Here is a 13,660-nt window from a genome sequence, read left to right on the forward strand (position 1 = left end):
CATGACCGTCACCCTGAAGGCCCACCCCACCGTCGCGGGCTCCCGCGTCCTCGCCTACGGCGCCGCCCGCGGCGACCTCGTGGTGCCCAACGATGACCTCGTCGGCCCCATCGATTCCTCTGATGAGTGGATCCGGCAGCGCACGGGCATCATCACCCGCACCCGGGCTAGCGAGCAGATGGGTGTGGAGGACTTGGCGCTCGCGGCCGGGCGGGAGGCCGTGGAGACCGCGGGCATCGACTTGGAGACGCTGGATGCGATCATCGTCTCCACCATTTCCTTCCCGTACCCGACGCCGTCGCTCGCGACGTGGCTCGCTGGACAGTTGGGGCGGCCCGATGTCATCGCCTATGACATCTCGGCCGCCTGCGCGGGCTTCGCCTATGGGATCGGGCAGGCCGATGCGCTGATCCGCTCCGGTAGCGCCCGCAACGTCCTGGTGATCGGTGCGGAGAAGCTCTCCGACTACGTCTCCCCCACCGATCGTTCGATCTCCTTCCTGCTGGGCGACGGGGCCGGTGCCGCCGTCGTCGGCTCGAGCGAGGTGCCGCTGATCGGCCCCACCGTGTGGGGGTCCGACGGCGACCACTGGGAGACGATCCGCATGACCGGCTCCCTCACCCAGTTCCGCGACGGCGAGGGGCCGTGGCCCACCCTCGAGCAGGATGGCCGCACCGTGTTCCGCTGGGCCGTGTGGCACACCGCGGCGAAGATTCGCGAGATGCTCGAGCTGTCGGGGCTGACGGTCGCGGACGTCGACGTGTTCGTACCGCATCAGGCGAACATGCGGATCATCGACGAGCTCGCCAAGCAGCTGAAGCTGCCCGAGAACGTCGTGATCGGCCGCGATATCGCCGAGACCGGCAACACCTCGGCCGCCTCGATCCCGCTGGCCACGCACCGCCTGCTGGCCGAGGGGCAGGCGAAGAGCGGCGATGTGCTGGTCCAGTTCGGTTTCGGCGCGGGCCTGGCGTACGCCGGCCAGGTGCTCGTGCTGCCCTGATCCCGCCTCCAGCGGACTCTCAGTGAGGTAAGCGTCACCTCCCGGCGAGTCCGCTGATCACCGCTGACAGATACCGCCCGGTCACAACGGTAGGCTGTCCCCCGCCACACATCCCCACTTCCGAAGGAGCAGTCATGGCACACACCGAGAACGAGATCCTCGAGGGCCTCGCCGAGATCGTCAACGAGGAGACCGGTGTCGCCACCGAGGACGTCAAGATGGACAAGTCCTTCACCGACGACCTCGACATCGACTCCATCTCGATGATGACCATCGTGGTCAACGCCGAGGAGAAGTTCGACGTGCGCATCCCCGACGATGAGGTCAAGAACCTGGCCACCGTCGGCGACGCCGTCAAGTACATCGCGAGCGCCCAGGCCTGAGCCCCGCATGACGCCCGGGACGCACACCGTCCCGGGCGTCTCCGTTCTCCGCCCGCACACCACCCGGAGGTTCTCCCATGTCCGCGTCCCGTCGCGTCGCCGTCACCGGTCTTGGCACCGTCAATCCGCTCGGCGGTGACGTCGCCTCCACGTGGGAGGCGGCGCTGGCCGGCACGTCAGCCGCCCGCACCTTGGAGAACGACTGGAAGGACTCGTACGGGCTGAGCGTCGACTTCGCCTGCCAGCTGATCGATGGGGCGCTCGAACCGCTGTCGCGCCCGGAGGCGAAGAAGCTCGATCCCTGCGGGCAGTACGCGATGGTCGCCGCCCGTGAGGCCTGGCAGGATGCCGGTGCTCCCGAGGTCGAGCCGGAGCGGCTCGGCGTGGTGGTCGGCACGGGGATCGGCGGGGTGTGGACCACGCTGGATCAGTGGGATGTGGTGCGTGAGCGCGGCGCCCGTCGGGTGAGCCCCTTCACGGTGCCGATGCTCATGGCGAATTCCGCGAGCGCCCACATTTCAATGGAGCTGGGTGCCCGCGCCGGGGCCCATACCCCCGTCTCCGCGTGCGCCTCCGGGGCGGAGGCCGTGGCGGCGGGCATGAACATGATCCGTGAGGGCCGCGCGGATGTGGTCGTCGTCGGTGGCACGGAGGCCTGCATCCACCCGATGACCCTGGCGGCGTTCGCGAACATCCGTGCGCTCTCCAGCCGCGTGGATGACCCGCAGCACGCTTCGCGCCCCTATGACGTGGACCGCGACGGCTTCGTGCTGGGCGAGGGCTCCGCGATCCTGGTGCTCGAGAGCGAGGAGCATGCCGCCGCGCGCGGCGCCGCGGTCTACGCCTATGCGGCTGGCCGCGGCATGGCCTCCGATGCCCATCACATCTCCGCGCCGTCGGCAGAGGGCCAGGCCCGCGCGGTGCGCGAGGCGGTGTCCGATGCTGGCGTGGCTGCTGCGGATATCAAGCACATCAATGCTCACGGCACCTCGACTCCGCTGGGTGACCTCGGCGAGCTGCGCGCAGTCTCCGATGCGCTGGATGGTGTGACCGATCAGATCGTCGTGACCTCCACGAAGTCGATGACGGGGCATCTCATGGGCGGTGCCGGGGCGATCGAATCGCTCTTCTCCGTGCTCGCGGCGAAGCACCGCGTCTCCCCGCCCACAATCAACATCGAGACGCTCGACCCGGAGACCCCGATGAGCATCGCTCAGAACAGCACGGTCGAGCTGTCCCAGGGTGATCTGGCGGTGCTGAACAACGCCTTCGGCTTCGGCGGCCACGACGTCGCCGTGGTGTTCACGACCGCCTGAGCGACCCTGGCCTGAGCGGGCCTGGCCAGCGCGGGTCTCCGCCCGAGCGCCCCGCCCCCGCGCCGCTCAGCTCACGCGGTGAAGCCAGCGCATGGGCACGCCCTCGCCCGCGTGGCGGTAGATCTCCAGCTCCTCGTCCCAGGGCTCCCCGAGGGCGATGCCGAGCTCGCGCTGGAGGACGCGGGCATCACCTCCAGCGCGCTCCATGCACCCGCGCACATGGTCCTCGGTGAGCACGATATTGCCGGCATGGTCGGTAGCGGCGTGGTGGATGCCGAGCTCAGGGGTGCAGCTCCAGCGCGCGCCGTCGGTGCGGGAAGTGGCCTCCTGGGTGACCTCGAAGCGCACCTCGTGCATGCCGCGCAGGGCCGAGACCAGGCGCGCGCCGGTGTCCTCCCGGCCCCGCCAGCTGAGCTCGGAACGCATGAGGCCACGGCCGATGGACTGCTCCTCCCAGCGCATGTGGGAAGGCACGCCAATGACTCCGGCGGCGGCCCATTCGATGTGAGGCGTGAGGGCCCGCGGCGCGGAGTGGATGTACAGAACGCCCTGGGTCATCTCGTTCCTTCCGGTTCCGATGCGTCTTCCCCAACGAATCGGTGCCCTGGATGGAATCGACGACAGCGGGCGGCTGTCTGCTGGTAGAGCTTAGAACCTCTCGCGGATCGCTCGCAATGCCTGCTTCTTCACCGACCGCTCCAAGCCGTCGAAGTACAGCGCGCCATCGAGGTGCCCCACCTCATGCTGGATGAGCCGGGCGATGATGCCCTCGCCGGCCAGTTCGATCTCCTCGCCCTCGAGGTTCTGGCCCACGCAGCGGGCGTAGGCGGCTCGAGTGCGGGGGTAGAACAGGCCCGGCACGGACAGGCAGCCCTCATCGTCGTGCTGCTCCTGCTCGGACAGCTCCACGATCACGGGGTTCAGGATGTAGCCCACTTCGCCGGTCTCCACGAGGTGCCAGGAGAAGGCGCGCTGGCTGACGCCGATCTGGTTGGCGGCCACGCCCGCTCGGCCGTCGTCATCCACGGTGTCCAGCAGGTCCTGGACGAGGGCCCGGGTGCCGTCGGTAATCGTGCGGATCTCGTCGCAGGGGGTGCGCAGCACGGGGTCGCCGACGATGCGGATCGGTCGGATCGCCATCAGGCCTGTTCCTCGCCCGGGTGCGGGCTCGCAGCATCAGCGGAGGTACCGTCCGCGGCCGACGGGTCTCCCTCCGCGGATGCCGCGTCCCTCGCCGAAGCATTCGATTCAGCGCGCAGGGGCCGGTGCTTCACCTCGACGCCGGGCACGACGGTGCGCTCGACGGTGCAGCCGGCCACGATGGCGCGCTGAATCACGGTGCCAAGCGCCTGGACCTGCTCCTCGGAGAGGCCCTCGAGCGGCAGCTGCAGCTCCTCGACGATCCGCTCGTACCGGTTCAGCTCTTCATCGGCGGTGCCGTGCGCCCACAGGCGGAGGTCCACCTGCTGGCCCAGTCGGCGGGCGATGGCGTTGTCCGCGGACATGCCGGCGCAGCCGATCAGTGCGAGCTTCAGCAGCTCACCGGGGTTGATCTGGCCTTCGCCGTGGCCGATGGGGATCTCGACGCCGCGTTGGTTGCGGCCCATGAGGGTGCGATGTCCAGTGCGGTCGGCCCACACGCTGCCGGGGCCGAAATCCTCGGGCAGCTCGAAGCGATCATCGGGCAGGGTCGGCATCGGCCTGGCTCCTTCAACGGCGTGGGGTGGGGCGGAAATGCGACAGCCCCGGAGGTGGTGTCCGGGGCTGTGTGCTGTGGGCTCCCGCAGTTGGACTTGAACCAACAACCCTTCGATTAACAGTCGAATGCTCTGCCGATTGAGCTATGCGGGATCGACCTGGACGACTCTAGCAGGGTCGCCGCCGCGCCTGCACGTCGAGATGCCCTCCGGGGTGGGATTATGACGAAGCTAACCCCGCCAGGCGGGCGTTGATCTCGTCGTCGGCCGTGGGGTCGGTGGAGCCGCGCACCTCGAGCGTGGGGACCAGCCCGTCGTCGGCCGTCTGATGCTCCTCACCGTGCGTCTGGGCGGTGGCCTCGGTGCTGCGGTCGGTGATGATCTGGAGCATGCGCCGGGCGGCCAGGCGTCCGTATTCGACGGCGGAGCGGCTGACGGCGGTGATGCGCGGCCGATGGGAGCGCATCATCGCGGAATCCTCGTAGGAGGCGATGGCGATGTCCTGCGGGATACGCAGACCTTGCTGCGCGATCACGCGGGCTCCGCCGAGGGCCATCTCATCGCTGTCATAGATGATCGCGGTGGGCGCATCGCCCGTGCGCAGCAGTTCGGCGGTGGCTGTCGCAGCACCGTAGGCGGTGAACCCGGCCTCATGGAGGATTGGGTCGATGCCGTGCTCGGCGCACAGGGCGGCGAAGGTGGCGTCGCGGGTCGCGGTGTGGAGGTATTCACCAGCGCCGGCCAGGCGGGCGATGCGGCGATGCCCAGCCTTTGCGAGATGTTCGACGAGCAGACTGGTGACGAAGGCATCGTCGGCGTAGACGGCGGGCAGGGTGCCGTGGTGACCGGGGCCACCGACGACGAGGGCGGGCTGCCCGAGCTGTTCGAGGACGGGCACGCGCGGGTCATCCACGCGCAGGTCCAGCAGGATCACGCCGTCCACGCGGCGCTGCCCGAACCAGCGGCGGTAGGTCTCGATCTCCGCGTCGGTGTTCTCCACGATCTTCATCTGCAGCGAATAGTCGCGGGCGCTGAGGACCTCCTGCAGTCCGGCGATGAACCCGCCGAAGAAGGCTTCGCTGCCCAGCACGTCCGCGGGGCGGGCGAGGACCATACCGATGGTGAGCACGGGCGCTCCGGCCAGTGCCCGGGCCGCGTGGGAGGGCATCCAGTTCAGTTCGCGGGCGATCTCGACGATCCGCGCCCGGGTGGCATCGGAGACCCCGGGGCGGCCGTTGACGGCCAGTGAGACAGCGGCAGCGGTGACTCCGGCACGCTCGGCGATGTCGGCGATGGTGACGCGTCGGCCGCGGCCTCTCCCCCGCGGCGCAGAGGTTCGACCTTCGCGGGGTTCCGCGGTGGACGGCGCTGTGCTGTTCGCGGCTTTCCGCGTACTCTGAGACGCTGTCATCGCCGATTCCTCCCGACGCTGGGATCGTATCTCGTAACTGTAGGCCCACCAGCTGATCTGAGGCTGAGCGGAGGTCCCGCGCTCGGCCTACTTGAACGCTATAGTAGTGGGAACATCTGGCATTGCGGCAGCGATCAGCGAATCACGCTGTCGCATTGTTCCATCCCATCACCCTCACCTGCTCGCGACCTGAAGGACACCGATGTCTGCCACTGCCCCGCCCGCGACCCCGACCACGACGCGGCCCGGGACCGCTGCTGCGGTGCGCTTCGGCGCGAACTACACGCCGCGGCGCGGCTGGTTCCATGCATGGCTGGATCTGGATCTGGACCAGGTGGGTGAGGATCTGCAGCAGATCGCCGAGCTCGGCGCGGACCACGTGCGGATCTTCCCGCTGTGGACCCTGCTGCAACCCAACCGCACTCTCATTCGTGAGCGCGCCCTCGAGGATGTGCGCGCCGTGGTGGATGTGGCCGGGCGGCTGGGCCTGGATGTGTGCGTGGACGCGATTCAGGGGCATCTGTCGAGCTTCGATTTTCAGCCCAGCTGGCTGACCACCTGGCACCGTCGGAACATGTTCACCGATCCCGACGTGGTGACCTCCACCGCGGAGCTGGTGCGCCGCCTGTCTGCGCAGGTGGCCGATGCGCCGAACCTGCTGGGCATGAGTGTAGGCAATGAGGTCAACCAGTTCAGCGCCTCCAACCACCCGGATCCCGATCCGCTGAGCGTTCAGCAGGCTGAGGCGTGGACCCGGCGGATGCTGCAGGCTGCCCGCGAGGGGGCGCCGGAGGGCCTGCATTCAGTGGCGAACTATGACGCCGCGTGGTTCATGGATGATCACGCCTTCACCCCGGATCAGTCCGCACAGCTGGGGGACGCGACGGTGGTGCATTCGTGGATCTTCGATGGCACCGGGCAGAAGTACGGGCCGTGCTCCTACGAGGTGGAGCACCGGGCGGAGTACTACCTCGAGCTCGCGCGCAGCTTCTCCGCCGCTCCGGAGCGGCCGCTGTGGCTGCAAGAGGTGGGCGCGCCCCGCAATGTGCTGGATGAGGACGATGTAGCGTGGTTCGTCACCCGCACTGTGGAGACGGCGCTGGATTGCCCGCAGCTGTACGGCGTGACCTGGTGGTGCTCGCACGACGTCTCGCAGGACTTGGCGGATTTCCCGCCGCTCGAGCACACGCTGGGGCTGTTCACGGCCGATGGGGCGCTCAAGGACTCCGGCCGTGCGTTCCGTGATGCGATCTCCGCGGCGAAGGAGCAGGCGCCCGCGGCGCCGCGAGGGCGCGCGATCGACTTCCCCGTCGGGCCGGACCCGCTGCTGGAGCGCTCTGCCGCTGCTCCCGGCGGTGCGGTGTTCGAGGCGTGGATGGAAGCGTCACGGGCCGGGGAGCGGCCGACGGTACGCGTGGTGCGCGAGCACGGCGAACTGCGCGCGGGCGATACCCGCACCGGCGGTGCTGCGGCGACTCGCGGCGGGGCCTGAGAGCGCGCTCATGGGCTAGCGGATTCATGCCGGGAAGCACGAGCTTCAGACGAAGGCTCGCCTGCCGACCCACCGTGGCCACAACATGTCCTGCCTGTGATCCATCTGAGCAGGTCACAGCGGCTGACGTGGTAGATTCTGCGAGGCCCACGTGCAGGGCTCGGCCCAGTAGCTCAGCAGGTTAGAGCAGCGGACTCATAATCCGTCGGTCGCGGGTTCAAGCCCCGCCTGGGCCACCGAGAAACGTCACTTGACCAGGCGTGGTGCCTGACCTTCTGAGTGTCGCATCGAGGGTCCGCGCCGACCACCACAAACGTGTCATGCACCGCCCCGCTGGTGGGCAAGTGAGCACGCGGCGGTAGGTTGACCGGGTTGCTCCGAACGATATTCGTGCCGATCCGCCGTGTGGGCGGAGATCGCAATGCAGGACCTGGTTCCTTCTGACAGTGCGTCGAGTCAGCACCCCCGGGCAGCCGAAACGCGGCTGCTCATCTACTCAGAAGGGATCCGATATGGATACCGGCACCGTCAAGTGGTTCAACGCCGACAAGGGCTTTGGCTTCATCGCCCCCGACAACGGCTCGGCCGACGTCTTCGTGCACGTCAGCGCGATCCATTCCACCGGCTACCGCACCCTCGAGGAGGGCCAGAAGGTCCAGTTCGAGACCGAGCGCGGCCAGAAGGGCCTGCAGGCGGCGAATCTCTCCGTCATCGCCTGAGACCCCAGCGTCGAAAGACTGTCGACACAGCGCAGCGCCGAGGGGAGACTGGCACCGTGATGATCACGGATCCTGTCTCCCTTCTCGCTGACCCTGACCTTGTTCCTCTTGTCCAGGCCATCCGGGCGGAGATCCTCACCGGTTCCGCATCGCCGGAGGACATCGCGCTCTCGCTGCTTGAGCAGCCGGAGGCCTACCCCGATCCGCCCCGATGGACGCAGCAGGTCGAGGCTGTCGACGAGGATGAGGACCGCGCCGTGTTTGTCGAGCGGTTCGTGCGCAGCGTGTGGAATGAGACGGCGCAGCAAGCCCTCGCGTGGCAGGACGAGACCACGGACGTGGACCGACTCGAGTCGGCCTTCGCACAGCTGCGTGAACAGGACGTCGTCGTCGAAGAGTTTTCCGAGTGGGCCGAGATGGAGGACGACGAGGATGACTTGGGCGCCGTCATCACGCCCTTTCAGGTGATCGAGGATCTGGTGCTGGGCCCGGTGCGCCTGCCGCTCCTGTATCGCAGCCTCCGCGGTGACGATGAGCAGCTTGCGCACGCTGTGGAGGCAGCGTTTCGGGAGCAGGGTCTGCAGGTCACCCGGGACGGCGAGGGGCATGGCCTGCTGTACGTCGACCTCACGTGGCTTCCGCACATCGAGGCGGTGGATCCCGATCCGGAGGACGCAGACTTCGACCCCGAGGGCTCCGAGGATGAGGAGCGGGAGGACACCTCCTGGTTCTACGCCCTGTTCGACGAGAACATGGCCGACTGGGGCCGGATGTATCTCGAAAAGGACGGTCGGTACCTGGAGGCCCGGCTGCGCGCGCGCCGCCTCGCGATCATCGAGGGCGATATCGGCGGCGAGCCCAGGGTCGCAAAATCCCGCATGGAGACTTTCGATGCCCTCGACCACCTCAAGGAGATCGCCCGGGAGCGCATGGCCGACGGCTGGACCCGCCCACCGGGAACCCCGGACGCCGACATCCCTCAGCGCGGCCTGGGGGTCTGAGCGACAGCCGGAGACCGTCGGCGCGTGACCACGATCGGCATCTGTCCGCGGACGCCACAACTCTCGGCCTGCGCTCCACCGCCCGGGCTGAGCACTCGAGTGCTCGCCTCACTCCTCCCTCGCATGCAGCGCCCGGCGCCGGGCCTGTACCTGCCCCAGGCGCGTCATGATCTCCTGGTACCGCTCGGCATCGGCGGGATCAGTGCGCTGCAGGCGCTGCTTGAGCACCGAGTACTCGCGGGTGATGGACAGCTCTGTGAGGCGGTCCAGCAGCGAATCCCCCAGCCGCCGCAGCCCCTCCTCATCCCGGGCCGGCAGGTCCAGGTTCGCGATCTCCACGATGAGCGGGCGCACCGTCTCCCCCGCGATCTCGAGCACCTGCTCGAGGTAGCGCGCCGGCGCCAGCTCCCCCGCCACGGCATCCAGCAGCGTGCCCGCCGCGAGCATCACGTCCCACACGCCCTGCAGGGCAGGCACATGGAAGGAGTCATCGGGCAGGGCCGCGACCTTTTCCGGGTCCAGCAGCTGCGGGGCCTGCACCATTGCGGCCAGGGACTGCTTCTCCACCTGCCCTACGGGATCACGCGGAGAGACCACGTCCGCCAGGCGCGGGATCGGCAGGCTCGAGCCGTCCTCGCCCCCGTCGACCCCCTCCCCTGGGCGTTCCTCCAGCAGCGGTTCCTCCTGCGCCCGTCGGCGCCCACTCCCCTCAGCACGGGCGGCGTCATGGACGGCGCGCAGCACGGTGCGCTCCTCCATCCCGAGCCAGCCCGCCAGACGCCGCGCATACTCCGGGCGCATGGCCCGATCGCGGATCCGAGCCACCACCGGCGCAGCCATACGCAGCGCCGTGACCTGCCCTTCGACAGTGTCGAGGTCCACTTGGGAGATCGCGGTGCGGATCGCGAACTCGAACAGGGGCCGACGGGATTCGATCAGGTCCCGCACCGCCTGGTCGCCCTGGGCGATCCGTAGATCGCACGGATCCATGCCGCTGGGCTCCACGGCCACGAAGGTCTGGGCGACGAAGCGCTGATCCTCCTCGAAGGCGCGCAGCGCGGCCTTCTGCCCCGCGGCATCGCCGTCGAAGGTGAAGATGACCTCCCCGGCGAGGCCGCGCCCGTCGGTGTTCAGCCGCAGCCCCGCCGAGCGGTTCGAATCGCCCATAACGCGCCGCACGATCTTCACGTGCTCAGCACCGAAGGCGGTGCCGCAGGAGGCGACCGCCGTCCCGACCCCCGCGAGGTGCGCGGCCATCACGTCGGTGTATCCCTCGACGACGACCACCCGATGCTGGGAGGCGATCTCCTTGCGCGCCAGGTCCAGGCCGTACAGCACGGAGGACTTGTGGTAGATCGCGGTCTCGGGGGTGTTCAGGTACTTCGGGCCCTGATCGTTCTCCAGCAGGCGCCGGGCACCGAAGCCGATCGTGGAGCCGGTGATGTCGCGGATCGGCCACACCAGCCGGCCGCGGAAGCGATCATACACGCCGCGCTGTCCCTGGGAGGCGAGGCCGCTCGCGGTCAGCTCCGGCTCGGTGAAGCCGCGTGAGCGCAGCAGGGACGTCACCGCATCCCAGCCCTCGGGCGCGAAGCCCACGCCGAAGCGCTCCACGGCGGCCTGGTCGAAGCCGCGCTCGGTGAGGAAACGTCGGCCCACCTCCGCGGCGGGGGTGCTGAGCTGTTCGCGGTAGAACTCCTCGACGATGGCGTGGGCGTCGAGGAGACGCCGACGGGTGCCGAAATCGGGCCGGTCTCCGCCCTTGCCGTCACCCTCTTCGTAGTGCAGCTGGACGCCGTAGCGGCCGGCCAGCAGCTCCACGGCTTCGACGAAGCTCAGATGGTTGATCTTCTGCACGAAGGAGATGACGTCCCCGCCCTCCCCGCAGCCGAAGCAGTGCCAGTGCCCCAGCTGGGGGCGGATGTTGAACGACGGGGTCTTCTCGTCGTGGAAGGGGCACAGGCCCTTCATCGAGCCGATCCCGGCCGGGCGCAGCGTCACGTGCTCGGAGACCACCTCGTCCAGGCGCGAGCGTTCGCGCACGAGGTCCACATCGGCCCGACGGATCAGCCCCCTGGCCATCAGCGCACCCCTTCCCGCACCGCCGCCGTCGGCGGCAGCACTGCCGCCTGCTCCCCAACCTGTATCACAGCTCCGCCCCGAGACCCGGCAGCGGGGTGTCCGCGGCGGTGAGGTGGGTTACCTCCCGATCGAACAGCGTCCCGTGCAGGCGCCGCGCGGTGACATCGGTGTAGGAGGCGATCTGGTCGATCACCACCCGGTGGCGGGCAGCGTCATCCTCCGCCTGCTCCCACAGCTCGGCGAACAGGGGGCTGAGGTGCTGGGTGCCGGTGTTCAGCAGGCGGGAGTGGAGGTCCCGCAGGATCTCCTCCTGTGCCTCGTAGACGGGCTGCTGCCACGCGGCGGACATGACGTACGCGGCCGCGAGCCCCTTGAGCACCGCGATCTCCAGATGGGTCTCCTCCGGCACGATGACATCGGCGCGGAAGCGGGCGATGGGCTCCTCGCCGTGGGCCTGCCGGGTGGCGTGGATCGCCGAGCGGGTGAAACGGCCGATGAGCTGGCTGGCCATGTTCTTCAGCGCCGCGGCATCGCGCATGGAGCCGCTGAAGGCGGGCAGCCACGTCGGCTCCGCCTCGAGACGGGTGAGTGCGTCATCGAGGGCCTCCACGGACTCATCGGGCATGTACCAGTCCTGCACGACATACAGCGCGGCGGCGCGCTCCATCGGGTCCCGCAGCGCTCCCAGGCTCAGGGTGCCGCCGGTGATCGCATCCTCGATGTCGTGGACGGAGTAGGCGATGTCATCGGCGAGGTCCATCACCTGCGCCTCGAAGCATTTGCGCAGCGGCGGGGCGCCCGCGCGGGCCCAGTTGAACACCGCGAGGTCATCGGCGTAGGCGCCGAACTTCGAGGAGGACGGGTTGGGCCCCTCGCCGCGGGCCCACGGGTATTTGATCGCGGAATCCACGACGGCGCGCGTCAGGTTCAGGCCATAGGGGCGGTCCTCCCCCAGCACCTTGGGTTCCAGCCGTGTCAGCAGGCGCAGCGTCTGGGCGTTGCCCTCGAAGCCGCCGATCTCGCGCGCGAGATCATCCAGCACCCGCTCGCCGTTATGCCCGAAGGGCGGATGGCCGAGGTCATGGGACAGGCACGCGGCATCGACCACATCGGGATCACAGCCCAGCTCCGCCCCGATATCCCGACCCACCTGCGCCACCTCGAGGGAATGCGTGAGGCGGGTGCGCACGAAGTCATTCGTCCCCGCACCGAGCACCTGGGTCTTCGCCCCTAGGCGGCGCAGCGCCGAGGAGTGCAGCACCCGGGCGCGGTCACGCTGGAACGGGGTGCGGGACTGGGACTTCGGCGGCTCCGGGGCCCAGCGCTCGAGGTCCGTGCTCGTGTACCCGACGGGCGGGGTAGGGATCTCGGTCATCGGTTCATCCTCCCGAGGTGTCCAGCTCGGCCTCGTCCAGGCGCGCAGCATGCTCCGCGGACAGCTCCCGCGAGTCCATCCAACCCTCCGGGACCACAGCCTTTTTCGGGGAGCCGGCGCGGCCGCGCGGTCCCTCCACCGCGGCCCCCGGGTAGGGGCTGGTCAGATCCAGCTCGGCGAGCTTGGCGTCCAGATCGGCGAGGGACTCCATGGTCGCGAGCCGGTGACGCATCTGCCCACCCACCGGGTAGCCCTTGAAGTACCAGGCCACATGCTTGCGCAGGTCCCGCAGGGCGCGGCCCTCATCCTCGAAGAACTCCACCAGCAGTTCGGCGTGCCGGCGCAGGATCGCCGCGACCTCCCCCAGGCTCGGGCGCACCCGGTCAGGCTTGCCCGCAAACCCGGCGGCGAGATCAGCGAACAGCCATGGCCTGCCCTGGCAGCCGCGCCCCACCACTACACCGTCGCAGCCGGTCTGGTCCATCATCGTGATCGCGTCCTCGGCCGACCAGATGTCCCCGTTGCCAAGCACCGGAATGTCGGTGACGAGTTCCTTGAGGTCCGTGATCGCATCCCAGCGGGCCTGCCCGGAGTAGTGCTGGACCACGGTGCGGCCGTGCAGCGCGATCGCCGCGGCCCCCACCTCCTGGGCGATCAGCCCCGCATCGCGGTAGGTGAGGTGCGCATCGTCGATCCCCATGCGGGTCTTCACCGTCACCGGCACGCCATCCCCGGCGGCCTCCACGGCGGCGCGCACGATCTGCGTGAACAGCTCGCTCTTCCACGGCAGCACCCCGCCGCCCCCGCGACGCGTCACCTTCGGCACCGGGCAGCCGAAGTTCAGGTCCACGTGGTCGACCAGGTCCCGTTCGCGCAGCATCTCCACGCTGCGGCGCACCGTATGCGGGTCCACGCCGTAGAGCTGGATGGACCGCGGCGTCTCCCGCTCGCCCATCGTCACCAGGCGCCAGGACTCCCGGTGGTCCTCCACGAGCGCGCGGGTGGTCACCATCTCTGAGACGTACAGCCCACCGTCATCGGCGCTGTGCAGGGCCCCGAACTCGCGGCACAGCAGCCGGAAGGCCATGTTCGTGATCCCGGCCATCGGGGCGAGCACCACCGGGGTATCCACGGTGTGAGGGCCGATGGTGAGGGTCCGACGGTTCGCCGGCGCAGCAGGT

Annotated in this window: 13 protein-coding genes and 2 tRNA genes; 7 read left to right on the plus strand and 8 right to left on the minus strand. The window is 69.1% G+C overall.

Annotation, left to right across the window (positions count from 1 at the left end; all coding sequences use genetic code 11):
• Window position 1 precedes the first annotated feature (1 nt).
• The 3 genes from CJ197_RS08570 to CJ197_RS08580 all read left to right on the plus strand — a co-directional run bounded on the left by CJ197_RS08570 (window position 2) and on the right by CJ197_RS08580 (window position 2,702).
• Window positions 2-1,003, plus strand: coding sequence for a beta-ketoacyl-ACP synthase III (locus CJ197_RS08570; RefSeq protein WP_102236329.1), 1,002 nt, complete (start codon window positions 2-4; stop codon window positions 1,001-1,003).
• A 134-nt stretch (window positions 1,004-1,137) separates the two neighbouring features.
• Complete coding sequence (locus tag CJ197_RS08575; protein WP_102236330.1) at window positions 1,138-1,386, plus strand: acyl carrier protein; 249 nt, start codon at window positions 1,138-1,140, stop codon at window positions 1,384-1,386.
• Between the two features lie 77 nt (window positions 1,387-1,463).
• A complete protein-coding gene (locus CJ197_RS08580; RefSeq protein ID WP_102236331.1) occupies window positions 1,464-2,702 on the plus strand; it encodes a beta-ketoacyl synthase in 1,239 nt (412 codons plus the stop codon).
• A 66-nt stretch (window positions 2,703-2,768) separates the two neighbouring features.
• Here the strand turns inward: CJ197_RS08580 and CJ197_RS08585 are convergent, their stop codons facing one another.
• The 5 genes from CJ197_RS08585 to CJ197_RS08605 form a co-directional block, all read right to left on the minus strand.
• Complete coding sequence (locus CJ197_RS08585; RefSeq protein WP_102236332.1) at window positions 2,769-3,260, minus strand: DUF3145 domain-containing protein; 492 nt, start codon at window positions 3,258-3,260, stop codon at window positions 2,769-2,771.
• Window positions 3,261-3,350: 90 nt separating this feature from the next.
• The gene (locus CJ197_RS08590; RefSeq protein WP_102236333.1) at window positions 3,351-3,842 is read right to left on the minus strand and encodes a peptide deformylase; all 492 of its coding nucleotides are present in this window, start codon (window positions 3,840-3,842) and stop codon (window positions 3,351-3,353) included.
• Entirely contained in the window at window positions 3,842-4,399 is a 558-nt protein-coding gene (locus tag CJ197_RS08595) for an OsmC family protein (RefSeq protein ID WP_102236334.1), read from the minus strand. Before CJ197_RS08595 ends, CJ197_RS08590 begins: the two co-directional genes overlap by 1 nt.
• An 81-nt stretch (window positions 4,400-4,480) precedes the next feature.
• Window positions 4,481-4,553 (minus strand) — tRNA-Asn (locus tag CJ197_RS08600).
• A 66-nt stretch (window positions 4,554-4,619) separates the two neighbouring features.
• Window positions 4,620-5,810 (minus strand): LacI family DNA-binding transcriptional regulator, encoded by a 1,191-nt coding sequence (locus CJ197_RS08605; RefSeq protein ID WP_102236335.1) that lies wholly within the window; start codon window positions 5,808-5,810, stop codon window positions 4,620-4,622.
• 202 nt (window positions 5,811-6,012) lie between these two features.
• Here CJ197_RS08605 and CJ197_RS08610 point away from each other — a divergent pair, with 202 nt between their 5' ends.
• The 4 genes from CJ197_RS08610 to CJ197_RS08625 all read left to right on the plus strand — a co-directional run bounded on the left by CJ197_RS08610 (window position 6,013) and on the right by CJ197_RS08625 (window position 9,022).
• Window positions 6,013-7,302 (plus strand): cellulase family glycosylhydrolase, encoded by a 1,290-nt coding sequence (locus tag CJ197_RS08610; protein ID WP_146007736.1) that lies wholly within the window; start codon window positions 6,013-6,015, stop codon window positions 7,300-7,302.
• Window positions 7,303-7,464: 162 nt separating this feature from the next.
• Window positions 7,465-7,538 (plus strand) — tRNA-Ile (locus CJ197_RS08615).
• Between the two features lie 276 nt (window positions 7,539-7,814).
• The gene (locus tag CJ197_RS08620; protein WP_102236336.1) at window positions 7,815-8,021 is read left to right on the plus strand and encodes a cold-shock protein; all 207 of its coding nucleotides are present in this window, start codon (window positions 7,815-7,817) and stop codon (window positions 8,019-8,021) included.
• 56 nt (window positions 8,022-8,077) lie between these two features.
• Window positions 8,078-9,022: a hypothetical protein gene (locus CJ197_RS08625; RefSeq protein WP_146007737.1), complete on the plus strand. Its 945-nt coding sequence runs from the start codon at window positions 8,078-8,080 to the stop codon at window positions 9,020-9,022.
• 108 nt (window positions 9,023-9,130) lie between these two features.
• On the opposite strand, the gene dnaG is transcribed toward CJ197_RS08625, so the two are convergent.
• From dnaG to dusB, 3 genes are all read right to left on the minus strand, one after another.
• On the minus strand, window positions 9,131-11,104 hold the full coding sequence (gene dnaG, locus CJ197_RS08630; RefSeq protein WP_102236338.1) for a DNA primase: 1,974 nt from the start codon (window positions 11,102-11,104) through the stop codon (window positions 9,131-9,133).
• Window positions 11,105-11,168: 64 nt separating this feature from the next.
• On the minus strand, window positions 11,169-12,479 hold the full coding sequence (locus CJ197_RS08635; RefSeq protein ID WP_102236339.1) for a deoxyguanosinetriphosphate triphosphohydrolase: 1,311 nt from the start codon (window positions 12,477-12,479) through the stop codon (window positions 11,169-11,171).
• Window positions 12,480-12,483: 4 nt separating this feature from the next.
• Window positions 12,484-13,660: tRNA dihydrouridine synthase DusB (dusB, locus tag CJ197_RS08640; RefSeq protein ID WP_369801517.1), on the minus strand; the 1,177-nt coding region annotated here is incomplete at its 5' end.

This window comes from Brachybacterium sp. UMB0905 (genome assembly GCF_002871795.1).
Classification (GTDB): Bacteria; Actinomycetota; Actinomycetes; order Actinomycetales; family Dermabacteraceae; genus Brachybacterium.

What these genes read in the sequence shown, in the direction of transcription:
- CJ197_RS08570 (WP_102236329.1), top strand. Translation starts at nt 2, where the DNA reads ATGACCGTCACCCTGAAGGCCCACCCCACCGTCGCGGGCTCCCGCGTC.
- CJ197_RS08575 (WP_102236330.1), top strand. Translation starts at nt 1,138, where the DNA reads ATGGCACACACCGAGAACGAGATCCTCGAGGGCCTCGCCGAGATCGTC.
- CJ197_RS08580 (WP_102236331.1), top strand. Translation starts at nt 1,464, where the DNA reads ATGTCCGCGTCCCGTCGCGTCGCCGTCACCGGTCTTGGCACCGTCAAT.
- CJ197_RS08585 (WP_102236332.1), bottom strand. Translation starts at nt 3,260, where the DNA reads ATGACCCAGGGCGTTCTGTACATCCACTCCGCGCCGCGGGCCCTCACG.
- CJ197_RS08590 (WP_102236333.1), bottom strand. Translation starts at nt 3,842, where the DNA reads ATGGCGATCCGACCGATCCGCATCGTCGGCGACCCCGTGCTGCGCACC.
- CJ197_RS08595 (WP_102236334.1), bottom strand. Translation starts at nt 4,399, where the DNA reads ATGCCGACCCTGCCCGATGATCGCTTCGAGCTGCCCGAGGATTTCGGC.
- CJ197_RS08605 (WP_102236335.1), bottom strand. Translation starts at nt 5,810, where the DNA reads ATGACAGCGTCTCAGAGTACGCGGAAAGCCGCGAACAGCACAGCGCCG.
- CJ197_RS08610 (WP_146007736.1), top strand. Translation starts at nt 6,013, where the DNA reads ATGTCTGCCACTGCCCCGCCCGCGACCCCGACCACGACGCGGCCCGGG.
- CJ197_RS08620 (WP_102236336.1), top strand. Translation starts at nt 7,815, where the DNA reads ATGGATACCGGCACCGTCAAGTGGTTCAACGCCGACAAGGGCTTTGGC.
- dnaG (WP_102236338.1), bottom strand. Translation starts at nt 11,104, where the DNA reads ATGGCCAGGGGGCTGATCCGTCGGGCCGATGTGGACCTCGTGCGCGAA.
- CJ197_RS08635 (WP_102236339.1), bottom strand. Translation starts at nt 12,479, where the DNA reads ATGACCGAGATCCCTACCCCGCCCGTCGGGTACACGAGCACGGACCTC.